Genomic DNA, 24,062 nt, shown 5'->3' with positions numbered 1-24,062 from the left:
TTGCAGATATTTGCAAATAATTTATAGCATAATATACTATGAATCAGATGAATATTAGGCTTTTAAGGGTGGACTATATAGATCTCTATATCTTCAGAATATTTTTATTTCCGAATCACTTATAAAAGAACCCTAGTATATATTAAACTAATTAGGATTGATCATTTCACAAAATTAAAAAAAAAGTATCTGAATATTCAAATACTTTTTCATGTTTTTATCCTCATTTTTTTAGGATAACTATCATTAAATCTTATGCACGTTTGCTTGTTGGTAAAGAATAGCATCTAATATAACCATTGCAGCCATAGCTTCGACAATAGGTACTGCTCGTGGAACTACGCAGGAATCGTGCCTACCTTTTACCTTTACCTTAACAACCTCACCCTGTTTATTAATAGTTTGCTGCTCCATAAGGATAGTAGAAACAGGCTTGAAGGCTACTCTGAAAAAGATATCTTGACCATTACTTATTCCTCCCTGTATACCTCCGCTATGATTAGTAATGGTACTCACCTTATTATTAGACATTATAAACACATCGTTTTGCTGACTACCTCGCCATGAGCTTCCTTCAAAGCCTTCTCCATATTCAAAACCTTTAACTGCATTAATAGTTAACATAGCACTACCTAATAATGCCTGCAACTTACCAAACTCAGGTTCTCCTAAGCCAACTGGGCAGCCTTTTATAACACAAGATATTACACCGCCTATAGTATCGCCTACCTTTTTTACGTTCCTTATAAGATGCTCCATATCTTTAGCTTTCATCGGGTCTGGACATCGCACAGGATTTCTCTCTATCTCAGCAAAATCTAACTGACTATAATCTTTACCAATAGCAATATTACCTACTTGTGAAGTATATGCCGTAATATCTATCTTATAGGTTTTTAAAACTATCTTTGCTAATGCTCCTGCTACAACACGTGCCACAGTAATACGAGCCGAAGCACGACCGCCACCACGATAATCATAATTGCCATATTTCTTATAATAAGTATAATCGGCATGTGATGGGCGAAATAACTGGCTAATATTATCATAGTCTTTTGACTGCTGATTAGTATTACGAACAACAAAACATATAGGGGCACCTGTCGATTTACCTTCAAAAATACCACTAAGAAACTCTACTTGGTCGGCCTCTTTACGCTCTGTTGTTATTATGCTTTGCCCTGGGCAACGTCGGTCTACCTCTCTCTGAATATAATCAACATCTATAAATATTCCTGATGGCATACCATCGACAATACCACCTACAGCTGCCCCATGACTTTCACCAAAAGTTGTTAAGGTATAAAGATTACCAAATGTATTCCTCATACTTACACCTTTTTACCTATTAGTTACAATTACAACCACAGCCACAGCCACAGTTACCATCATTACTTCCGCAACCACAACTACCGCCTTCTTCTTTGCCGCAACAGCCTCCACAGCCTTTACCACACGAATGGTTACTCATCTGTGCAAAGAAATTGTTTACTTCCTCCTGCGTTGCTTCACGATTAACCAATATATGACCTTTAAATTTTAAATCTTTTCCTGCTAAAGGATGATTTAAATCTACAGTAACCTTATCTTCGGTAATACTTGTTATCTTACCTAAAAAGCGTTGACCATTTTCGTTTTCTAAAGGAATAACAGCACCTACAAACACTTTTTGCTCATCTATCTGCCCCTCGTATTCAAACATAGATTTATCAAAAGCCATTAAACTTTTAATATCATATTCCCCATAAGCCTGCTCCTTACTTAAAAACAACTCAAAATCGGTATCATCACCATACTTTACTATCTCTTTTTCAAAAGCCTTTATAACCATCTCACAACCAGTATAAAAAGTCATCGGCTTGTTTTCTTCAGTTTTCTCTATAAAAGTTTCCTTACCATTTTCTACTGCATACAATTCATAAGAAGCTGCTATAAGACGGTGAACGTTATTTTCCATAATTCTCTATATTATATATTATAATAATGTGTAATACGATTTTAATAAAAGGAATTGACCTCCTTTACTTTTCTCTTAGTGCAAAGGTAATATATAAATATGAAACTTTACAAGATGATGTAGACTTTAATGCTTTTACTATAAACAATAACACAAATAACCCTATAAATACTTTTGTTTCAACATTATACATATATAAAAACATTAATATAAACCATTTCTTTACTAAGCATGATACCTAAAATTATTGAGCAACACAGCTAATAGCTTACTTAAAAACCATAATTTTTAGGTATTGCGGCTTATCTAAAAAGTATATACTTTTGCAAATGTAAAATATTAAAATAAAGAATATAAAACAATGAAAAAGACAATTGTAGTATATGGATCATCTACAGGTGTTTGTGAAGCAATAGCAAACACCATTGGTGAGAAGTTAGGTGCAGAGGTTATCGAAGTTGCTAAAATGACCGAAGATACTATTGCTGCTAATGATAATCTTATCTTAGGTACATCTACTTGGGGTGCAGGCGAACTTCAAGACGACTGGTATGATGGTGTAAAGATACTAAAAAATGCTGACTTATCTGGAAAAACAGTAGCTTTATTTGGTTGTGGTGATTCAGAATCATATTGTGATACGTTCTGTGGCGGAATGAAAGAACTATATGATGCAGTAGAAGGTGCTAATATCCTTCCTGGTGTTCCAGCAAGTGACTATACATACGATGACAGCGAAGCTGTAATTAATGGGAACTTTGTAGGCTTAGCACTTGATGATGTCAATGAAGATGATAAGACTGAAAGTCGTATCGATGCATGGATAGAAAGTATTAAACCATATCTATAAATATAGTATAGACAAACAAGACTGCTTATGAAAAACGTTGTAGCAGCAGACATAAAAGTGCTGATGAACCATATCTATGAGTATCAGAAAGGAGTTAGACAAATGGTACTTTATACTTTTAATAAAAAGTATGAGATGTTTGCTGTTACACGCTTAGAAAAGCATAATATACCATATATCATACAAAGCGTTGGCAATAATAATATAAACTTATTCTTTGGTAAACAAGAATGTTTAGATGCTATTCGGCTTATAGTAACGAAACCTCTTAACAAACTTACTCCAGAGGAAGACTTTATTTTAGGTGCTGTGTTAGGCTATGATATACGCGTACAATGCGAACGATTCTGTAAACGCAAATGTCACGCTTGCCAACATACCACATAAAATAATATATTTAGCCTTCATTTTTAATGATTTAGTAAAGAAAATCTTGTTCGCGAAATAATAAATTATTTCATAATGTTTTTGTATTGGAAATAGGCTGGCTGTGAAGTCAGCCTTTTTTTACTTTTAGCCTATAGATATAAAGAAATATTTTATCAAAATGGAAAATATATAAAGTTAAAGCCAAAGAAATCATGGGCATACTATCGAAAATATTGCTGTCCTGTAAAACTTTATGCTGAAATATAGTTTTTAAGGGAGGACTATATACATTGCAATATACTTCTAAACACAACCAAATGGAATTTTTTGTCATATAAGCCCAATTTTTTCTATAAATGAAGGTTTTGCAGAGGCTCACATCGATAATAATGATGACATTTCATTCGTCAGCAAATTCAACATTGTATAAAATTGTATTGTGTCAAACATGAAATATAGTCATAAACACGCCATAAATATTGAAATAAGACTAGCTAAAGGTTTGTTTGTAAGAGAGGGAATATCTTTGGTATTCCCTCTTAGCACATTTACTCCATAGATGTAGTACAATACTTACGACAGTTTTTCCATTTATACTTTCCACAACCAATCCATATTGTAAGCTCACTTTCTTCATGGAAATCTGTATGAGTTCCTCCCATTACTTTAAGCTGTTCAGTTTCTGTAAGAAATTCTGGTTTAAACATAACTTTTATTTTTAAATTAATAATATAAATAATTGAGGACTATAATAAGCCTCTTTTTCTTTTATCTTCATTAATAAACTTCTCTCCAATATTTCTAATTTTACCTTTTGCACCCCGGTGAAGATTAAAAATAACTCGCAACATAAGCAAGTTATCGTATGTGTGTAAATTTAAGCTTTGCATTTCCTTGTAAAAAGGAGTATCAATAATAGTCCGCTGCACATCATGTATAAGAAATCTGATGGGTGGATAGTAATTCAAGGATACGTTTAGGCGCTTTTTAAAGAAACTCTTCTGCAAGGAAACTTCCCATAAATCCTGCCCAATTTCGTTATATCCCTGCGACAATGGATTGCGAACTAACCCTTTAGAGTACCCAAGTGATGCCGTAAAATTTATCTTTTTGACAAACCAATTTAATTGACTATCTAAGATAACATTGGTATATTTTTGAGACCCAAAGTCAGAATGAAGATTGGACAGTTCTACATTGACACTATTTTCAAAAGACAGGCTGTTTGATATTTGCCAGTCGTACATAGCCATAAATGACCATTTGTGCAAGTTTTCATTCACCATAGTTCTACTTACCCCTGTTGATTCTTGTATATACACATCAGATATGAAATTTTTGTTATATTCATATCCTACACCAAACATAAAATTATCCCAGAGAGTTAATTGTAAAGAATATGTGGAAACCTTTATTGGTTTTAATGTGGACACACCTCTTGACCAGATTTTATCTCCGATCTGATATTTTATCTCCGATAATTGGTTTTGTATTGGATAAGTCATCCTCATATCGAAAATTCCTACTATCTGAATATTTTCCTTCGGAATATACGAAACTTGAACAGTGGGTAGGAATTCAGTATAATGAATATTTTGGGATAGACTTTGATTAGCAAAGCATTCAAATTTTAAACCTGTGTGAATCGATAGAATCTCTTTTAGGTTTACATCAATATATGAAAAAATATCATGACGCCTAAAGATATTGCATGAGAGGACTCCATTTGATAGAGAAGACGAATACTTATTCCACATAAAGGTATATCCACCATTGAGAGTTATCCAGTTATTGAGTAGATAATCAACATTAGCATTTCCTTGCAAAAATTCTTTATTATTTATATATTCGTTCAATGCACTATATTTTTGATCTTTATAGACATCTTTTATAGCACGTCTACAATTGTAATTCAAATCTACAGAAAAGTTGAAATTTTCATTAAACCTACTATTATATCCTAATGTTTGTTTGAAATCGTTATACTTATTTGCATTGCCATAGTATTCACACTCTAACAACGATGAGTTTGTCAAAGGAGCGTTGTAAAATAAAACTTTGTCAAACAGTCCTTCATCAACATGCAAGAAACTTGAACGTGAATAAATTAGATTATTCTTGTTTAAAGAATAGTCAAATCCGATATTCACATTATTTGTCCTTTGGCTACTATATTCATTAGGAAATTGTGGTGATGCGTTTTGAGAGATTTTATCAACATCTCCAATGATACTTCTTTCGTAATAAATTGGATAATTCCAATGAATATCTGCATAGCCATATCCCATATTAAACTTTATTTTTTTTCCAACGAATATATAGTTTGCGTGAGGTTGTATGTTTGCTACATCATTACTCCCATTATTACCAGGCGAAAACATCATGAGATTTTGTAGATTCACATTATATCCCATAATATTCTTAGTGATAATATTTATACCATACCTCATCCCAGCTATACTATATTTTTGTGGAAGAACATTCAATATCTCGATTTTTGCTATCTGATCGGATGTTAGCGACCGTATATATTCTTTGGGACGTTCCATTCCATCCACTAATACGATTACTCTATTATCCATCTTTACAGTGATTTGTTGACTAAAATTGTCTATGTTTACACCAGGTAAATTCTTTAGTACATCTAATACGTCATACGAACGTTCCCGTATTCGTGATGAAACCGTATAGACATCCTTTTGTATGGAATGTTTAACTAACTTTTGAAGTATTAAAACTTCATCAAGGGATATTGTGTCAACAATACTATCACTATTTCCTGTATTATTATTAGCTATTTGTCCAAAAATATTAGTAATAGTATAAAATAGCATTATGACGACTATAACTATGGTTCTACGCATTTATTTTGATGTTGAAATTACATATTGTTTTATTTCATTCTTAAAATACTCCTCAGGATTCTTAAATTGGCATTTTATATTTGTTATACTTCCTTCACGGGAGGCAGGGCAAGGTCCCATGCAAATAGGAAGGTACTTGCATAATATGCAATCAGATTTTATCGTAAAAATATTATTTACACGTTCTTTTGGATCCTCTTTCCATATTATTTCTCCTTTATCATTAAGATTTCCTCTTGCTTTCTGCAAAGGTTTATTATTACAATTATCTATCGATCCATCAGGAAATACAGATAAATAGTGCTTTTTTTCTACATAACAAGATAACATTGAAAAATTACCAAAATCATCAATTCCCCCATAGCCCATTTCTTTTAACCTAAGCATTATAGGAGTGACTTTACTTATTAATGTATCGTCATCTCTTTCCTGCCAAACCTGACGGAAGAGAATTGCCACTTTATTCCTTACAGAATGGAGTACTTTATCTATATGATCTGGTAACTCCTCTGTAAAATTTTTGTGAGTATAATTAATACGCAAGGTAACCTCAGCTTTTGGGTGTTTTTCCACTAACATCTTTATATTTTCTAATATCAAATCAAAAGAGTTATCAATCTTGTCGTTGTATTTTGTCTTGTTGTGGTTTCGCTTATCTCCATCCAAAGTTATTTGATAGTCTTTAAAGCCCAAATCTACCATTCTGTCAATTATGTATTCTGAAAGAAGAGAACCATTTGTGGTAATACCACAAGAAAAGGAAATCCCATGCTGTTTGCAAAAAGACTTAGCAAACATAGATATTGAATCTATTGATTCAAAATTTAACAAAGGCTCCCCACCAAACCAAGAAAGTTCAAAATTCTTAATTTTGTTTTCAGATAGATATTTTTCAATATGTTTTTTAATTCTTTTTTCTACTATACTGTTAAGAGTAACATCTTGATGGCGTTGGATACAATACCAACATCGGAAGTTGCATGCATAAGTAGTCATTATTAACAAGGAATAAGAAGGAGCGTTTACTTGGGCATAGAAAAAATCTTGAATTAATCTAAGCTCATCCATTTTATCTTCTATAATAAGACCACAATCCTTGCACTTGTTTAATAAGGGCTGTAACTCTGTTATATTACAATATTTGTTTGGTTCTTTTATAAGGCTGAGATAATTATTTAAATATTTTGTAGATATTAAGATGTATTTCTTAGTTAAAGAATTAAAAAGAACAGACTGCTCGCTATTCGTTTTAAAGACTATATTATAATTACTTTCTTTCATACTTCTTACATCTTTTTTTATAACCTAACATTTTTATGTGTTGTAGATAATATATCGTTTGCAAATATACAAACATTATTGTTTAATACAAAGTTTTCTTTTTTTTATTTTTATTTTATTAGTGTTGTCAGTATATTTGCAGTAGTATTAACTATATGAAACCTCTGCAAAACCATTGTTTATAGGAAAAATTTGGGTTATATGACAAAAAATAATGATATAAACAAATTTCTAAACTAAGAGTTTTGCAGAGGTCTCATAATAATTATATTTTATACCTTAAAAAGTCCATTTTGTAGCAATAGTAGGAATAGCATAAAACTTATTATTTTGAATAAAGTTATTACTTATTTCCCATTCAGTACCTACAGACAAATTAATATTACTCCAACCTTTTATTCTATTTAAATTAAACCAAAACTGTGGCTGACTAACTAATACTAATTTACCATTTACTTTAGGATCATACCAAAGATCACAAAAGCCATCAAAAGTACATAATCCATGTGCAAAGGTAGTACTCCAAACCTCAGTTAACTGAAATCCACTAAAAGGACGTTCTCTTGTATGGTGGTTAGTAAAATTATATTTATACATAAGCTGTGCACTAAAAACTTTTGAAAAATCTTTTGAATGCCAGTTCCAAGCACCACCTAACAAAACAGAATGTTGAAAACGAATACCAGAATAAGCCTTTTCTTCTTTTAAGGTAGCTACTCCACCATTATACTCTATATGAGCAGCCCACTGCTTATTCTTTGTAATATCAAACTCACGAGCTATCTCCCAATAAGATCCTGTTACGCCATCTTCCTTATAATAAATATCGGTAAATAAAAATGTAGACCCTAAATTATCGGGCTTAAACATTTCTACAGTAGTTGTTACGCTCTGTCTAGAAGATAAATCACCACATAAACTATGACCAAGATCATAGTGTAACTGAACATTTTGAGCTTGCGAACTTGCTGTCATTGCCATTAAAGCAATTACAAGAGAAAATAACTTTTTCATCTAAGTGTTATAATTACATTTGTTATTAAAATAAAAAAAAATAATATTATAATAATCTTTATACTAATATAAAGAACTATGGCTATCTCTTATTTCATTCTTGAGAAACTATAAGGCGCATCTGATGTTAAGATACCACGCTTCTTATTAGGCTGTTGAGTCATATCAAAAATAAGCGTAGCTCCTTTCACCAAACATTTATGGTTAAGGTAATTCTTAGTATAAGGCACCCCATTTACAGATAATCTTTTAATATATCTATTACTACTATTAAGGTTATTAGCTTTAATAGATATTATTTTACCATTTTCTAACTTTATTCTTATCTTATCAAAATAAGGTATACCTAAAGCATACTCATTACTACCCGGACAAACAGGATAAAAACCAAGCGCAGAAAACACATACCATGCCGAAGTCTGACCATTATCTTCGTCTCCACAATAACCAGCAGGAGTAGGTAAATAAAGACGATCCATCACTTCTTTTACCCAATATTGCGTTTTCCAAGGCTGACCTACATAGTCGTATAAATATATCATATGCTGAATAGGCTGATTACCATGAGCATAATTACCCATATTCATAATTTGCATTTCACGAATCTCATGTATTGTAAAACCATAATAGCTATCATCAAAAATAGGAGGCAATATGAACACACTGTCTAACATTTGAGCCATATTCCTCTCTCCCCCCATTAATTTAGCTAAACCAGCAGGATCATGAAAAACACTCCATGTATAATGCCAGCTATTACCTTCTGTAAAAGCATCACCCCACTTAAAAGGGTTAAAAGGTTTCTGAAAGGTTCCATCTTCATTTCTTCCACGCATTAAGTTAGTTCCTCTGTCAAATACATTCTGATAATTCATTGAATGCTTCTTAAAAGCAGCCAACTCCTTTCCAGACTTACCAAGAGCTAACCCCAACTGGTAAATACACCAATCATCATAAGAATACTCCAAAGTACGAGCAACGCTTTCTTTAATTCCTACATCATAAGGTACATAACCAAATTTATTATAATACGCAAAGCCCTTCCTTCCCGATGATGTTATAGTAGGATGCTCAGCATTAGCTCCATGCACAACAGCCTTCCAAAGAGTTTCTATATCATAACCGCGCAGACCTTTTAGATAGGCGTCAGCCACTATAGAAGCAGAATTATTACCTACCATACAATCACGATGCCCCGGACTAGCCCACTCTGGCAAAAATCCACTCTCTTTATAAGCATTAACTAAGCCTTTCTGCATTTTAACACTCATAGATGGATAAACAAGATTAAGCAAAGGGAAAAGTGAACGAAAAGTATCCCAAAAACCCGTATCTGTAAACATATACCCTGTTAACACCTTCCCATTATAAGGACTATAATGAATGGGGTTGCCATTCTTATCTATCTCATATAAAGAACGAGGAAATAACGTTGATCGATACAAGCAAGTGTAAAATGTGCGCAAATGATCTGTATTCTTATCCTTTATAGATATACGCCCTAACACATCATTCCATTCTACCTTACCTTCTTTTTTCACTTCATCAAAACTCTTCGATTTTATTTCATTAAGATTTTGTATAGCTTGAGAATAGCTTATAAACGAGGATGCTACTTTTACATTTACTTTGTCTCTACTATCTAACTTAAAACCTACAATAGCCATAGCATGATCTGCTGCTAACTCAAGCTTTCCTTCCACTAACATACTATCATGTTGCACTGATATATATTCAAACGGACGATCAAACTGTAAAACAAAATAATTTTTAAAGTTAGTGGGCACTCCTCCACTATTCTTAGTAGAATACCCTAATATCATACGCCGCTCAGGTAATATTTTAACATACGAGCCTTTATCAAAAGCATCTACTACGAAATAAGCTTTATTACTCTTAGGATAACTTATACGAAAAGCTGCAGCACGCGATGTAGGTGCTATTTCTGTCGTTACATCATAATCGGCAAGATACACCTTATAATAATAAGGTGTAGCTACCTCCGCTTTATGAGAAAACCAACTTGCCCTATGCTCCTCGTCAAAATGTTTTATATCGACAACAGGCATTACAGCAAACTGACCATAGTCATTAATCCATGGGCTTGGTTGGTGAGTTTGCTTAAAACCTCTTATCTTATCAGCATCATAAGTATAAATCCAGCCATTCCCCATTCTACCTGTTTGCGGTGTCCAAAAATTCATTCCCCATGGACGTGCTATAGCCGGATAAGTATTACCTGTAGAAAGCGAAGTCTTAGAAGCACTCCCCATTAAAGTGTTCACATAATCTACAGGAGTTTGCCCATAAACATTTATAATAATCGTTAATATAAAAGTTGTTACAAAAACTATTTTTTTCATCTTTAGGCTGTATATAAGTATAACAAAAACAAGTATTTACACCTACTCATACTTTATTTTTTTACGCTGCAAAGGTACTATTTTTTTATAGTAAAAACACAATATTTTTTATTTAATTTAGCCATAATAAGACAATTATATGTATTTTTGCATAATATAAAGACTATTGATATTAAGAAAAATATATCAAGTTTTTTAAGATAAAAGAACAAACTAAATATGAAAAGAGGATTAGTTTTAGAAGGTGGTGCACTACGTGGATTATTTTCTGCAGGTGTTATAGACGTTCTTTTAGAGAATGCTATAAAACCTGATGGGGTTATAGGAGTATCAGCAGGAGCCGCTTTTGGTTGTAATGTTACTTCTATGCAGCCTGGTCGCGTTATTCGTTATAATAAGAAATTAGCACACAATTGGCGTTATGCTTCTTATCGCTCCCTACTATTTACTGGCGACTACTTCGGGGGAGATTATGCCTATCATTATGTTCCTTTCATTTTAGATAAATTTGACATAGAAACTTTTAATAAAAATACACAAGAATTTTGGGTTGTATGTACTAATGTAGGTACTGGAAAAGCTCATTACCAACGCATAGATACTATAAATGACACAGCCTTAGAGTATATACGTGCATCGGCTTCTATGCCGTTATTTGCTAAAGTTGTAAATATCAATGGAAAAAAATTTCTTGATGGAGGAATAGCCGACTCCATACCTTTAGCATTCTTTCAAACACAGGGATATGACCGTAATATTGTAGTTACAACACAGCCACAAGGTTATAGAAAGCTCCCTAATAAGCTCATGCCGATACTTAAAATATGGTTACGCCGATATCCTCGCACAATTCGTGCTATGCAAGAACGACACATAATGTATAACAAACAATTAGATTTCTTAGAAGAAGAAGAAAAAAAAGGAAACACATTTGTTATTCGCCCTAAGACTAAACTACCTATAAATCATCTTTGTCATAATCCAAAGATAATGCAACAAACATATGACATAGGGAGACAAATTGCAAAAGAAAACTTAGATAAGTTGAAAATATTTTATGATTTAAAATAACTTTATTAAAGAACTAAATTCTCATAATACCAGCTCTCTATATACTCTATTTGTTATTTTTATTTTACTTTAATATTTTCAACAAAGTAAAGAGAAATTATAAATAGTCTTTATAATAGGAATTTTAATACTTTTACTAATTTAAATAAAAGCCCAATGCATCAAACGAGAGGTTGAATTTCGCTTGGCGTTTTGCGTTTTAATATATCTAAAACAAAATCTACATTTGGTATTATACCATTGGTGCGCAAGATATTCTCGATTGTCTTACGAGCTAACTCTGGGTGATTATTCTCATCACTTAAATGACAAAGCCATACATGCTTAAGCTTTGAAGTTGCTCCCTCAACAAGAGCCTTACCACAATCTTCATTACTTAAATGACCAGTAGCTCCTAAAATACGTTTTTTTAAGTGAGCAGGATAAGACCCGGCTATAAGCTTTTCAGGCTCATGATTAGACTCTAACACTAAATAATTAGCCTTGCTTATATATTTCAAAATCTCTTCTGTTACTTGCCCACAATCTGTTACTAACACAAAGCTTACACCTTCATGTTCAATACAATATCCTACACAATCTGTACTATCATGAGGAACACTAAATGGTGTTACAGAAAACTCACCTATGTCTATTCTTTTCTGTTTTTCTATCTCTACAACAAGTTTAGAATCTATCTTTCTATGTACAGCCAAATTTTTACGAATTCCTTGGTGAACTAACCCAGTAGCATAAACAGGTATATTTAAATCTTTACTAATAGAGCCTACGGCTTTTACATGATCTGCATGATCATGGGTAAGAATAATATGCTTTATCATTCTTATTGGAAGATTATAATTTTGAAAATACTTTTTTAAAAGACGTATTCCTACCCCACAATCTATCATTAAACAATCTGTCTCTGAATAAAGTAGATAACAGTTACCACTACTACCACTCCCAAAAGATATAAAATTTAGCATTGATATTTCTTTCTTTAAAGCAGACATAACATTATCTTTCTCTATTCAAAACATTATAAAGATAAAATCTGCCAATCTTATAATATGCAAATTTAATAAAATATTTACACAATACCAAATATACTAAACTGGAAGGGGCATGCGTAAATTCAACTTTCATAATTATTTTTGTGCCTAAGATGTACTATATATAATATAAAATGAGTATATTTGCTATTAATTAAAAACCAAAACAATTCAATATGTTAACAATAGAAGACAAAAAGCTCTTAGTCCAAAAAGGCATTAGCGAAGCTACCTTAGAAAAGCAACTAAATTGTTTTAAATCTGGATTCCCTTATATAAAATTGAAAGGGGCAGCCACCATTGGGCATGGTATCACAGTAATAAATGAAACACAGCAAAAACATCTTATCTCGTTATGGGAAGAATATCTTCAAAAGGGTGCTAAAATTGTAAAATTCGTCCCTGCTTCTGGTGCGGCCAGTAGAATGTTTAAAGACTTATTTTCTTTCATTAATGCTACTTATGATACACCAACATCCAGCTTCGAAAAGAATTTTTTCAAACATCTAAAAAACTTTGCATTTTATAATGAGTTAAATAAAACATGCCTGACTAACAACTCTTTGACTATAGAAAATTTATTACAACAAGGCAATTACAAAACTATAGTGAGAAATTTACTTCTACCTAAAGGCATGAATTATGGTCAGTTGCCTAAAGCACTATTATTATTTCATAATTATGAAGACTGTGCTCGTACTGCAATGGAAGAACATTTAATAGAAGCCGCACTCTATGCTTCTACAAATAATAAAGCAGAACTTCACTTTACTGTATCACATGAACATCTTCCACTATTTAAAAAAACAGTAGCAGAGAAAGCAGCTTCATTAGAAAAGAAGTTTGGAATATCCTTTCATATCAGCTTCTCTGAACAAAAATCAAGCACAGACACTATAGCAGTAAACACTGATAATACTCCTTTTCGTAATGATGATGGCTCACTCTTGTTTCGTCCAGGTGGGCATGGAGCCTTAATAGAAAATCTTAATGATATTGATACTGACATCTTATTTATAAAAACTATAGATAACATTTCCCCTGATAACATAAAAAAAGACACTGTTATTTGGAAAAAAACAATAGCAGGATTATTAGTAAAATTACAAAAACAAATATTTAAATATTTACATTCTATAGAAACTGGGGATTATTCTTCTACAGATATTAAAGAAATGCTTCTTTTTCTACAGAATAAATTATATTGCAAAAATATAAACATCTCTAATATTGACAATGACACTTTAGTAGCATATATAAAAGATAAGCTAAATCGACCCATACGAGTTTGTGGAATGGTGCGTAACAGCGGAGAACCTGGAGGAGGTCCTTTTATTACCATTTCAGATACTAATGATATTAGTTTACAGATTTTAGAAAGCTCACAGATTAATAAAAACAATAAAAAAGATATGGAGCTCTTTAAAAATGGCACTCATTTCAACCCTGTTGATTTAGTATGTGGAATAAAAGATTTTCACAATAATAGATTCAACTTAAAAAAATACATCGATGAAACAACAGGATTTATAAGTAATAAGTCGAAAAATGGACGCCCTCTAAAAGCTTTAGAGCTACCAGGTCTTTGGAATGGGGCTATGAGCCACTGGAATACTATTTTTGTAGAAGTACCTGCTTCCACTTTTAATCCTGTTAAAACTGTTAACGATTTATTACGAAAAGAGCATCAAAATATATAACAAATTATTATATAATCATCTATAAAATATACATCTCTTAAAAAACAACACAGCTACTGTCCATAAATTTATTTTATAGACAGTAGCTTAAACATTAACGATAATAAATATATATTATTATTTTATAGGTTTTTTCTTACATCTTTTACTCATATTTTCTCGTATTTTCCAACCACTCCATAGACACCAAATACAACCAAGCCCCACAATAAATATATATAAAATAGTGCCTAAACCTAAAAAGGTATAAATACGTCCAGTATGCACTTCTAAACAAATGCTACGCAAAGACATTGGCAAGACTGACATCCACTGTGGTTGCACAAGGTTGTTACAACCTTTTTTATAATCGACTACTACATCGCCACATGCAAAATCACTGCTATAACCTGATACTGCATGAGCACCAAAAGGTTTTCCTTTTACAGGTTTTGCTGGCTGATGAGTAAAATAATCAATAAGAGTATGCTTCTTACGATTCCATTCATACATACCACTAAAAGAACCTATTAACCATGTACCATCTTTTTTTTGCTCCATAACATTAATACCCATAACACTAATAGGTGGCTGAAACGAAAGAGGTTTTGGAGCTACATTAAAACTTGTCATCGTATAAAAGCCTTCTGTGGTATGCAAAAGCCAATCACCTGATAATCTATCATATCGCAATATACGCAACTTACCTTTCCAAGGATTATTAGTATCCATTGATGAATATGGTATTATAGGAACCCGTCCTGAAGCTATCGCTATAACTGCAGGCGGATGAAGAAACCAACCTGTTATACTTACAAAAAGGGTAAATACTATAGATATACGTCCAATATAATTATGCCATCGCAACCATTTTTTCCCTGAATTTCTACTATTATGACTATGTCGCCTTATTATAAACCAATAAACTATTCCTGAAATAGTTAAAAATATCAAGACTATACCTATAAAATCAACAATAATCTTACCTACAAATCCAAACAAGCCACCCGTATGTAAACGCCTAACGGTAACAAATAATGAAGCCTTACCATCATAATTAGTAGGTTTAGCAAGCATTATCTTACTATAAATATTATAAGGCTTTATTGATAAATAAATGCATGACCTTCCCACAATTATAAGGCTATCACCTTTTACTGTTATATCACTAAGACGCTCCTTTCCTCCTCCTGGAAGATTAATCTTTTGCCATACTGTATCTTTTGTTAACGTATAAAGGTCGTACTGACTAACCATAAAAAGCTGACGTGAAGGAGTTTCTACTATTCCACGAATACTCCTATAATCAGTATTTACTGGTAATCCTTTATTAAAATCATAATACTTTTTACCATAACTATCAGTAAGCCACAATCCACTATATCCGTAAACTATAATATTTTTGCCCCACTTTTTAGTACCGCGTAGTAGTCCATTGTTCCATTTTTTATATTGATATTCTATGGGAAGATATGCTCTACTTATACTATAATTTTTTATTAACGAAGAATGGTTAAGAAATATACCCGAAAGACAAAACATAATAAGGAAAAAGCCTAATATTAGACCTAACCATTTATGCCATTTTCGCCAAATTGATTTCTTCATACTATTTATTTAATAAGTATAAGAATAAGAGTAAACATTTATTAAGTAACACAAAAGACATTATAACATCGGAAACTTAATCTTTAGAATATTATAAACATAATACATATTCATAGGAAAGGCATAATAAGTTTCTATAATAAAAAAAACTTCATCATCAGCTATAGTACCCCTTCTTTATTAATATAATAAGAAGAAACGCTAAATCTTATATCTTAAAAGAAAGAATAATTCAATTGCAGCACTCTCACAAATAACCTTTAAATGATTTTATAGCCACAACAAAAATAAAATTATAGGCTTACTTTAACAAAGTATTTATTCTATCTACTTAATGACAGCCTTTACAATAAACCTAAATATTTTTATTATTATATCCTCGAAACTTAATCTTTAAATATTTTTAGATAAAAGCATAATGCCTTATTTCCACCTTATTTACTCAATCCTTTATATTCTTGATTTAATCCTTTTATTATATCATTAGTTATATTATAAGCAGGATCAACATAAAGAAGATTATCTCCACTCTTTGCAAAAACAATAGAATATTTTCTGTTTTTATTGAATACTCTTAAATAGTTATGTACACTATCAGATAAAGCTTTATTATATTTAGCAACTTCGCTTTGATACTCTGCTCCCAAACGTTGCTGTAAGGCTTCAGCATCTTGAGCTTGCTTCTGAATAGAAGCTTGTATCTGTTGTGCTTGCGCTTGAGTATACTTATTAGCCTGCAGATTTTGTTGGAAATTGGCAGCTGCTGCTTGCAATGCTTTTTGCTTATTAGCTAATGTTCTTTGTATATTAGCTTCTTTGGCCTTAATCATCTTTTTTACATCTTTCCAATAATTATACTGACTCATAATAGAATCTATTTCTACATAAGCAAATTTTTGTGTAGATGATGTTACTGATGTTGTTTTTGTAGAAGTATTATCAGATGCAGTATCATTCAACTTTGGTTGGTTATTACAAGCTGTAAATGCTAATGCTGCAAATGAGCAAAAAGCAATATTTCTAAAACCTTTTTTCATTGTTATTTCTTATTTGATTTTCAATAATAATATTCTATAAATTTTAAAATGCTCTATTAGTATGACGCGCCTCTTTATCTTGATCTAACACACAATGTATTCCTTTTTTTTGAAGGTATTCGTTGTCATGAATATGTTGCGATTTAAAAGAATCTATCTTTTTAATCAACACCCGAATACTCAATAATACCATTGATATAGCAATAATTAACAGAGTATATAATAATGTTATTAACATTTTGGCTATCTTTGCAATATATTTAGCGACAAAGTTAATACAAATCAGTAACATTACAAAATAAAGACTAATAAAAATGACAAATCAAGAATTAAAACCAGCAAACGTATTCGAACAGTTTGCTAAGATCAATCAAATTCCTCGACCATCTAAACATGAGGAAAAAATAAGAACTTATCTTAAGAATTTTGCGAAAGAACATAATCTACCTTTTAAAGAAGATGAAACAGGTAATGTTCTAATATGTAAGCCAGCTACTGCTGGTATGGAAACAGCTCCTACTGTAATACTTCAAAGCCATATGGATATGGTTTGTGATAAGCTTGTTGATGTTGATTTCAATTTTGAAACAGATCCTATCCAAACTTATATAGATGGAGATTGGCTAAAAGCAAAGGGCACTACTCTCGGGGCAGACGACGGTATAGGTTGTGCCATGGAATTAGCTTTACTCGATTCTAACGATATTAAACATGGTCCTATAGAGTGTTTATTTACCGTAGATGAAGAAACAGGACTAACTGGTGCCTTTGGGTTACAAGCTGGTTTTATGTCTGGCGATTACTTAATTAATCTTGATTCTGAAGATGAAGGGGAAATGTTTGTAAGTTGTGCTGGTGGAATTAACACACAAGCAATTTTTAAATTTACTCGTGAAAAAGCTCCTTCTGGATACTTCTTTTTTGAAGCTACTTTAAAGGGTTTAACAGGTGGACATTCTGGAGATGATATTAATAAAAAGCGTGCTAATGCTATAAAAATATTCTCTCGTTTCTTATATCTTTTACAAGAGAAGATGGATCTCCGCTTAGCACAATGGAACTCTGGCAAGATGCATAATGCTATTCCGCGAGATGGTAAGATAATTTTTGCTGTTCCTGCAGATAAAAAAGATGAAGTGAAAGCAGAATGGAATATTTTCACAGCAGCTGTAGAAGATGAATTTCACGTAACAGATACTACCATGAAATGGACTTTAACAAGTACCACTGAACAAAAAGTTATGCCAAAAGACATCTCTCGTGGTATAATCCTTTCTTTGCAAGCTGTTGATAATGGTCCTTTAACAACATGCCAAGATGAAGATCTAAAAGATTTAGTAGAAACGTCTAGTAATATAGCTTCTATCCAATCTGAAGAAGGACAAGTTGTCATTGTTTCCTCACAACGTTCTAGCGTTATGAGTAATCTTACAAATATGGCTAACAGCATAAAAGCTTGTTTTGAGCTGGCAGGTGCTGATATAATTCAGAACGATGGTTACCCTGCTTGGAAAATGAATCCTAATTCTAAACTTACAAAGGTTGCTGTTGAACAATATGAGAAGCTATTTGGGAAAAAACCTGTAGTAAAGGGTATCCATGCTGGTTTAGAATGTGGATTATTCTCTGAAAAATATCCAGATTTAGACATGGTTAGTTTCGGCCCTACATTACGATATGTTCATACACCAGAAGAGCGTTTACTTATTCCTACGGTTCAAATGGTTTGGGATCACTTGCTCGCTGTGTTACAAAATATTAAATAATTATTTTTCTATCTGTTATTCATAGCATTATAATTATATTTAATAAAAAATCTAACTAAATAAGCTCATTTAGCATTACACCTTATTATAGGCTATATACTAAATGGGCTTTTTCTTTTGATATTTTGGCACAATATTTGTATTTAGAATTACATAATATAAAAAATAACATAAAACATAAAAATATGCAGAAAGGAAATATCGGAGTTACCACAGAGAACATTTTCCCTGTTATTAAGAAGTTCTTATATTCAGATCATGAAATATTTCTTCGCGAAATAGTTTCAAATGCTGTTGATGCTACACAAAAATTAAAGACTTTAGCTGCAACTGGCGACTTTAAAGGAGAACAAGGCGATCTTACTGTACATGTAAAACTTGATGAAACAGCAGGCACTTTAACTATAAGCGACCATGGTATAGGCATGACAGCTGAAGAAATAGATAAGTATATTAATCAGATAGCTTTCTCTGGTGTAAATGATTTCTTAGAACAATATAAAGATAAAGCAGAAGCTATAATTGGACACTTTGGATTAGGTTTCTACTCTACATTTATGGTTTCTAAAAAGGTTGAAATAGTTACAAAAAGCTATAAAGAAGGTTCTAAAGCTGTAAAATGGAGTTGTGATGGCAGTCCTGAATTTAGTATAGAAGAAATAGAAAAAACTGACCGCGGTAGTGACGTTATTCTTTATATAGATGATGATTGTAAGGAATTCTTGCAAAAAGCTAAAATAGAAGAATTACTTAATAAATACTGCAAGTTCATGGCAATACCAATAGCTTTCGGTAAAAAGACAGAATGGAAAGATGGTAAAACAATTGAAACTAATGAGGATAATATCATAAACAAAGTAGAACCTCTTTGGACAAAAGCACCTTCTACCTTGAAAGATGAAGATTATCAAAAGTTCTATCGAACTCTACATCCTATGAATGACGATCCATTGTTTTGGATCCATTTAAATGTAGATTACCCTTTCAACCTAACAGGCATTCTTTATTTCCCTAAGATAAAGAATAATATAGAGTTACAGCGTAATAAGATCCAGCTTTATTGTAATCAAGTATTTGTTACAGACCAAGTGGAAGGGATTGTACCAGAATTCCTCACATTACTACACGGCGTAATAGATTCTCCAGACATTCCTCTAAATGTTAGCCGTTCTTATCTACAAAGTGATGCTAATGTAAAGAAAATTTCTACTTATATTACGAAAAAAGTTGCCGACCGTTTAAATAGTATTTTTAAGGATAACCGTAAAGAGTATGAACAAAAGTGGGACGACCTTAAATTATTTATAAATTATGGTATGTTATCACAATCAGATTTCTATGAACGTGCAAAAGACTTTACCCTTATAAAAGATACAGAAGGTAAGTATTTTTCTCTTAACGAATACAAAACTCTTATTAAAGATAACCAAACTGATAAAGATGGGCAATTAGTATATCTTTACACTAATAATAAAGAAGAGCAATTTTCTTATATAGAAGCTGCAAAGCAAAAAGGATATAGTGTTATCTTAGCAGATGGACAAATAGATGTTCCTACTCTATCTATGTTAGAGCAAAAAATGGAGAAGAGTCGTTTTGTACGCGTAGACTCTGATATAATAGATAGAATTATTCCTAAAGGAGATGATAATAAAGAAAACCTTTCAAAGGAAGATAACAACAAGTTGTCAAATGCATTTAGCTCACAGATACCTGTAAATGAAAAACGTAGTTTTTCTGTAGAAGTACAAGCTATGGGTAATAGCTGTATGCCTATTTTAATTACTCAAAATGAGTATATGCGGCGTATGAAAGAAATGAGTCAATTCCAACAAGGAATGGCTTTCTATGGACAAATGCCAGACTCTTACAATATTGTGTTAAATATCGATCATACTCTTATAAAACAGATTTTATCTGATATCTCTGCTAAAACAGATAATGAGCTAAAACCTATCAATAGTGAAATAAAGGGACAAAAAGCTCGCGAAGCTGCTTTACAACAAGCTCAAAAAGATAAAAAAGCAGAAGATATTCCAGAAAAAGAAAAAGAAGATTTGCAGAATACAAGAAAGAATATCACAGAATTAACCGAAAAGCAAAAACAGATTATAGCTAATGCTGCAAAAGATAATTCTGCCATTCATCAGCTTATAGATCTTGCTCTATTACAAAATGGTATGCTTCAGGGCAAAGATCTAGACAACTTTATAAAACGATCGGTAAGTATGATTAAATAAATATTACATTTACTTTTATATTTTAGCTCCCTATTCTCTTAATTATAAAGGAAATAGGGAGTTAATTTTTATACCTATCTTTATGTATAAAAGTTTGCTTCTATTTCTTTTCTATTCAGATATCATTGTAATTTCTATTCTACGATCAGACTTCAATATATCTTTTGCTATTAATTGTATATCCTGCAAGGTAATATTATTTACTATCTTCTTATAATCAGTAAAGAAATCTATATTATGACGCAAACGGTTATAAATGACATAATCCCAATAATCATTGGTCTGTATAGATTGGTTATATGCTTTAATTAAATATGCTTTTACTTTAGACAAACTTTCTTTTAAAGGTCCTTTTTTAGCTATATTTTCTATTTGTTTATATATTATGGGTATCAACATTTCGTATTTTTTAGGATCTGTACGAAAACTTATCTTAAGAAGTCCACGTGGCTTCGAAGTATTATCTAATCTACTTTGCACTCTCACTCCATAAGTTCCACCTTTCTCTTCACGTACAGAATCAGTATAAGCTATTGTAAGGACACGCTTTAACACATCAAGAGCAACATCTGTTCTAACATTAAAAGGCTCATTAAAAGTATAAAAAACATTTACTAAAGCAGAAGGAGTATTCATTTTCTTCATAAAGATATGCGTTTCATTCACATTGCGCACTTGAGGATAACTATCTTTAGCCACACTGTGTTTCCATTTGCTTGGTAACGTAGCAATGTATTTACAAAGCAATGGGCGCAACTTTTCCATACTTACATTTCCCACCAAAACCATCTTAAAAGCAGAAGCATCACTAAAACGTTCTGTGTAAATTTTCCATATCCTACTATATGAAATACGGTCAAGATCTTTCCTTTTCATAGGTTGTACTCGTGGATTATTTCCATAAAGAATAGCCGAAACTGAATCATTATAAGCTACTTGTGGATTAGCCTCACGATTCTTTAAAAAAGATCGCATAGTCTCTATACTGCTTCTAAATTGCTTTAAATCTTTACGTGGGGATGTAAAATAAAGATAAGTTAGTTGCATCATAGTTTCAACATCGTTTACCGACGATCTTCCATTAATAGCCTGCGTCTCAACGCCAACATTAGGAGATACTCTAACATTTTTTCCATTAAGTATTCTATCCAATTTTACTTTATCAAAGTTAGCTACTCCTGCATTAACGATAGCACTTGAAAGCATCGGAAAATTAATAGCATCTGAGTCGGGATATAAAGATGTACCACCTTCACCATAAAAACGCATACTTATGTCATCATTTGCGAAAGAAGTTTTCTTTATATAAACTTCCACCCCATTACTTAATATAAGTTTTTTTACCCCAAATTTATCCCAATCTATTTCTTTTATTATCTTTCCTTTCTTAGGTAAGAAACTTATAAGCTTTTCATGCAATGGCTTTTCTTTATAAGGCTTATATTTCCTCGATTGAGCATCAAGTACATATTTTTCAAATGTTTCTTTATCTGCAATAGGAAAATCTTTTTTTAATGGGGCATAAATAGTAAGTACCTGATTTTTATTTGATATAAGTTCGGCTACTTCCTTATTAACCTCTGATAAAGTTACCTGTGCATTAAAAGTTTGTATAAGCTTATAATAATACTCTATGGACATGATAGGATCGTTATCCAAAAAATTTTGCAAAGCCTTTTTTACAAAAGTACGATTACGCTGTTCCTTCCGCTCTGCATACCTATGCTCTACAGATTTAAGCAAAGTAATTTTTGCACGTTGTAGCTCGCTCATTGTAAATCCGTTTTGCCGTGCACGCTCCACTTCTCCTATAACAGCATCGAATGAGCCTTTTACATTTTCTTGTAAACATCCGAAAGACACTGAAAACGCATCTTTTGTTTTTGATATAAAAAAGCTCCCATCATTTACAGAAGCACTATGAAAAGGTGGCTTATATTGTTTTCTTATATCACTTAATCTGTTATTAAGCATTTTTATAATCAAAGAACTTAAATATTTTTTACGTTGGGTTAATATAAGATCCTTTTCACTGTCAGGAGTTGTTTCTTGTTTCATATAAAGAGTAACAAGCATTATAGGCTGTTCGCTATCTTTATCAATGGCAACTATCATTTTTTTATTATCAGGTACTGGATAATATATCCTATTAGCAGGATTTTCTGGCTTTTGAATATCAGAAAAGACACTATGTATCTTTTGCTCCATCTTATCCACATCAATATCTCCTACAATAATAATAGCCTGTAAATCTGGTCGATACCATTTTAGATAATAATCTCGTAAGTCTTTGTAAGGAAAATTATCTATAATATCCATTGACCCTATAGGGAGGCAATCTTCATATTTTGTTCCTTTATATATAGTAGGCATAACACGTTCCATCATACGTTGAATAGCCATTCCTGCTCGGCGCGTACGCCATTCTTCATGAATAACACCACGCTCTTTGTCTATTTCATTATCTTCAAGCAATAAAAAATGACTCCAATCATGCAGAATTAACAAAGTAGAGTCTATTATTCCTTCACGCATAATAGGTACAGCTGAAATATTGTAAACTGTTTGGTCTACGCTTGTATAAGCATTAAGATTCGCACCAAATTTTACGCCAATGGTTTCACACCATGGCACAATGCCAAGTGATTTTCCATTTCCTTGAAAATGTTTAGTGCCATTAAATGCCATATGCTCTAAAAAATGTGCCAATCCTCGCTGTCGAGGCTCCTCAAGAATGGACCCTACACGCTGTGCTATGAAAAAATCGGCTAATCCTTTTTCCTTTGCATTATATTTTAAATAATAAGTAAGCCCATTGCTTAATTTCCCTATTCTATAAGACTTATCTGCCTCTACGTTTTGCGAAGACACGGATAATGGCAATAACGTAGAGAAAAATAAGGCTAAAAAAAACTTTATCATAATATGTTTT

Annotated in this window: 18 protein-coding genes; 6 read left to right on the top strand and 12 right to left on the bottom strand. The window is 32.0% G+C overall.

Annotated features, from left to right (window positions below; genetic code table 11):
* Positions 1-246: 246 nt before the first annotated feature.
* Together aroC and AC1DCD_RS07110 are read right to left on the bottom strand one after the other, a co-directional pair.
* A complete protein-coding gene (aroC, locus tag AC1DCD_RS07115) occupies positions 247-1,329 on the bottom strand; it encodes a chorismate synthase (RefSeq protein WP_464640982.1) in 1,083 nt (360 codons plus the stop codon).
* A gap of 19 nt (positions 1,330-1,348) precedes the next feature.
* Positions 1,349-1,957 (bottom strand): FKBP-type peptidyl-prolyl cis-trans isomerase, encoded by a 609-nt coding sequence (locus tag AC1DCD_RS07110; RefSeq protein WP_008451349.1) that lies wholly within the window; start codon positions 1,955-1,957, stop codon positions 1,349-1,351.
* A gap of 361 nt (positions 1,958-2,318) precedes the next feature.
* Here AC1DCD_RS07110 and fldA point away from each other — a divergent pair, with 361 nt between their 5' ends.
* On the top strand, positions 2,319-2,807 hold the full coding sequence (gene fldA / locus AC1DCD_RS07105; protein WP_308532912.1) for a flavodoxin FldA: 489 nt from the start codon (positions 2,319-2,321) through the stop codon (positions 2,805-2,807).
* 27 nt (positions 2,808-2,834) lie between these two features.
* Positions 2,835-3,194 carry a DUF2023 family protein gene (locus AC1DCD_RS07100; RefSeq protein WP_008450934.1) on the top strand — a complete coding sequence of 120 codons (360 nt, stop codon included), beginning with the start codon at positions 2,835-2,837 and terminating at the stop codon, positions 3,192-3,194.
* Between the two features lie 530 nt (positions 3,195-3,724).
* Here the strand turns inward: AC1DCD_RS07100 and AC1DCD_RS07095 are convergent.
* The 5 genes from AC1DCD_RS07095 to AC1DCD_RS07075 form a co-directional block, all read right to left on the bottom strand.
* Positions 3,725-3,883, bottom strand: coding sequence for a hypothetical protein (locus AC1DCD_RS07095; RefSeq protein ID WP_157794598.1), 159 nt, complete (start codon positions 3,881-3,883; stop codon positions 3,725-3,727).
* A gap of 39 nt (positions 3,884-3,922) precedes the next feature.
* Complete coding sequence (locus AC1DCD_RS07090; protein WP_008450926.1) at positions 3,923-6,040, bottom strand: TonB-dependent receptor plug domain-containing protein; 2,118 nt, start codon at positions 6,038-6,040, stop codon at positions 3,923-3,925.
* Positions 6,041-7,321: a radical SAM/SPASM domain-containing protein gene (locus tag AC1DCD_RS07085; RefSeq protein ID WP_008450961.1), complete on the bottom strand. Its 1,281-nt coding sequence runs from the start codon at positions 7,319-7,321 to the stop codon at positions 6,041-6,043. It lies immediately after the preceding gene.
* Positions 7,322-7,600: 279 nt separating this feature from the next.
* Positions 7,601-8,335: a nucleoside-specific channel-forming Tsx family protein gene (locus tag AC1DCD_RS07080; RefSeq protein WP_008450936.1), complete on the bottom strand. Its 735-nt coding sequence runs from the start codon at positions 8,333-8,335 to the stop codon at positions 7,601-7,603.
* A gap of 89 nt (positions 8,336-8,424) precedes the next feature.
* Entirely contained in the window at positions 8,425-10,698 is a 2,274-nt protein-coding gene (locus AC1DCD_RS07075) for a GH92 family glycosyl hydrolase (RefSeq protein ID WP_008450954.1), read from the bottom strand.
* Between the two features lie 219 nt (positions 10,699-10,917).
* Between AC1DCD_RS07075 and AC1DCD_RS07070 the strand changes: the two genes are divergently transcribed.
* Complete coding sequence (locus tag AC1DCD_RS07070) at positions 10,918-11,769, top strand: patatin-like phospholipase family protein (RefSeq protein ID WP_008450945.1); 852 nt, start codon at positions 10,918-10,920, stop codon at positions 11,767-11,769.
* A gap of 161 nt (positions 11,770-11,930) precedes the next feature.
* Here the strand turns inward: AC1DCD_RS07070 and AC1DCD_RS07065 are convergent, their stop codons facing one another.
* Entirely contained in the window at positions 11,931-12,734 is an 804-nt protein-coding gene (locus AC1DCD_RS07065) for an MBL fold metallo-hydrolase (protein ID WP_464640977.1), read from the bottom strand.
* Between the two features lie 242 nt (positions 12,735-12,976).
* Between AC1DCD_RS07065 and AC1DCD_RS07060 the strand changes: the two genes are divergently transcribed.
* The gene (locus AC1DCD_RS07060) at positions 12,977-14,500 is read left to right on the top strand and encodes a DUF4301 family protein (protein ID WP_464640975.1); all 1,524 of its coding nucleotides are present in this window, start codon (positions 12,977-12,979) and stop codon (positions 14,498-14,500) included.
* Between the two features lie 117 nt (positions 14,501-14,617).
* Here AC1DCD_RS07060 and AC1DCD_RS07055 read toward each other — a convergent pair whose 3' ends face one another.
* The 3 genes from AC1DCD_RS07055 to AC1DCD_RS07045 all read right to left on the bottom strand — a co-directional run bounded on the left by AC1DCD_RS07055 (position 14,618) and on the right by AC1DCD_RS07045 (position 17,362).
* Entirely contained in the window at positions 14,618-16,087 is a 1,470-nt protein-coding gene (locus tag AC1DCD_RS07055) for a PepSY-associated TM helix domain-containing protein (RefSeq protein ID WP_464640973.1), read from the bottom strand.
* A 434-nt stretch (positions 16,088-16,521) separates the two neighbouring features.
* The gene (locus tag AC1DCD_RS07050; protein WP_036856376.1) at positions 16,522-17,124 is read right to left on the bottom strand and encodes an OmpH/Skp family outer membrane protein; all 603 of its coding nucleotides are present in this window, start codon (positions 17,122-17,124) and stop codon (positions 16,522-16,524) included.
* 43 nt (positions 17,125-17,167) lie between these two features.
* Positions 17,168-17,362, bottom strand: coding sequence for a hypothetical protein (locus AC1DCD_RS07045; protein ID WP_464640971.1), 195 nt, complete (start codon positions 17,360-17,362; stop codon positions 17,168-17,170).
* A gap of 76 nt (positions 17,363-17,438) precedes the next feature.
* Between AC1DCD_RS07045 and AC1DCD_RS07040 the strand changes: the two genes are divergently transcribed.
* Positions 17,439-18,890 (top strand): aminoacyl-histidine dipeptidase, encoded by a 1,452-nt coding sequence (locus AC1DCD_RS07040; protein WP_464640969.1) that lies wholly within the window; start codon positions 17,439-17,441, stop codon positions 18,888-18,890.
* A 185-nt stretch (positions 18,891-19,075) separates the two neighbouring features.
* On the top strand, positions 19,076-21,130 hold the full coding sequence (htpG, locus tag AC1DCD_RS07035) for a molecular chaperone HtpG (protein WP_464640967.1): 2,055 nt from the start codon (positions 19,076-19,078) through the stop codon (positions 21,128-21,130).
* 111 nt (positions 21,131-21,241) lie between these two features.
* On the opposite strand, the gene AC1DCD_RS07030 is transcribed toward htpG, so the two are convergent.
* Positions 21,242-24,052 carry a M16 family metallopeptidase gene (locus AC1DCD_RS07030; RefSeq protein ID WP_464640965.1) on the bottom strand — a complete coding sequence of 937 codons (2,811 nt, stop codon included), beginning with the start codon at positions 24,050-24,052 and terminating at the stop codon, positions 21,242-21,244.
* Positions 24,053-24,062 lie beyond the last annotated feature (10 nt).

This window comes from Prevotella sp. C0209C1, from assembly GCF_056583855.1.
Note: the sequence above shows the minus strand (reverse complement) of the source record. Positions and strands in the feature narration are given on the sequence as shown.

Bases quoted from the DNA above. Each gene is read 5' to 3' on its own strand.
- AC1DCD_RS07050 (WP_036856376.1), bottom strand. From the start codon at position 17,124: ATGAAAAAAGGTTTTAGAAATATTGCTTTTTGCTCATTTGCAGCATTA.
- AC1DCD_RS07095 (WP_157794598.1), bottom strand. From the start codon at position 3,883: ATGTTTAAACCAGAATTTCTTACAGAAACTGAACAGCTTAAAGTAATG.
- AC1DCD_RS07045 (WP_464640971.1), bottom strand. From the start codon at position 17,362: ATGTTAATAACATTATTATATACTCTGTTAATTATTGCTATATCAATG.
- AC1DCD_RS07110 (WP_008451349.1), bottom strand. From the start codon at position 1,957: ATGGAAAATAACGTTCACCGTCTTATAGCAGCTTCTTATGAATTGTAT.
- AC1DCD_RS07065 (WP_464640977.1), bottom strand. From the start codon at position 12,734: ATGCTAAATTTTATATCTTTTGGGAGTGGTAGTAGTGGTAACTGTTAT.
- AC1DCD_RS07060 (WP_464640975.1), top strand. From the start codon at position 12,977: ATGTTAACAATAGAAGACAAAAAGCTCTTAGTCCAAAAAGGCATTAGC.
- AC1DCD_RS07040 (WP_464640969.1), top strand. From the start codon at position 17,439: ATGACAAATCAAGAATTAAAACCAGCAAACGTATTCGAACAGTTTGCT.
- htpG (WP_464640967.1), top strand. From the start codon at position 19,076: ATGCAGAAAGGAAATATCGGAGTTACCACAGAGAACATTTTCCCTGTT.
- AC1DCD_RS07085 (WP_008450961.1), bottom strand. From the start codon at position 7,321: ATGAAAGAAAGTAATTATAATATAGTCTTTAAAACGAATAGCGAGCAG.
- AC1DCD_RS07070 (WP_008450945.1), top strand. From the start codon at position 10,918: ATGAAAAGAGGATTAGTTTTAGAAGGTGGTGCACTACGTGGATTATTT.
- AC1DCD_RS07080 (WP_008450936.1), bottom strand. From the start codon at position 8,335: ATGAAAAAGTTATTTTCTCTTGTAATTGCTTTAATGGCAATGACAGCA.
- AC1DCD_RS07100 (WP_008450934.1), top strand. From the start codon at position 2,835: ATGAAAAACGTTGTAGCAGCAGACATAAAAGTGCTGATGAACCATATC.
- aroC (WP_464640982.1), bottom strand. From the start codon at position 1,329: ATGAGGAATACATTTGGTAATCTTTATACCTTAACAACTTTTGGTGAA.
- AC1DCD_RS07055 (WP_464640973.1), bottom strand. From the start codon at position 16,087: ATGAAGAAATCAATTTGGCGAAAATGGCATAAATGGTTAGGTCTAATA.
- AC1DCD_RS07090 (WP_008450926.1), bottom strand. From the start codon at position 6,040: ATGCGTAGAACCATAGTTATAGTCGTCATAATGCTATTTTATACTATT.
- AC1DCD_RS07075 (WP_008450954.1), bottom strand. From the start codon at position 10,698: ATGAAAAAAATAGTTTTTGTAACAACTTTTATATTAACGATTATTATA.
- AC1DCD_RS07030 (WP_464640965.1), bottom strand. From the start codon at position 24,052: ATGATAAAGTTTTTTTTAGCCTTATTTTTCTCTACGTTATTGCCATTA.
- fldA (WP_308532912.1), top strand. From the start codon at position 2,319: ATGAAAAAGACAATTGTAGTATATGGATCATCTACAGGTGTTTGTGAA.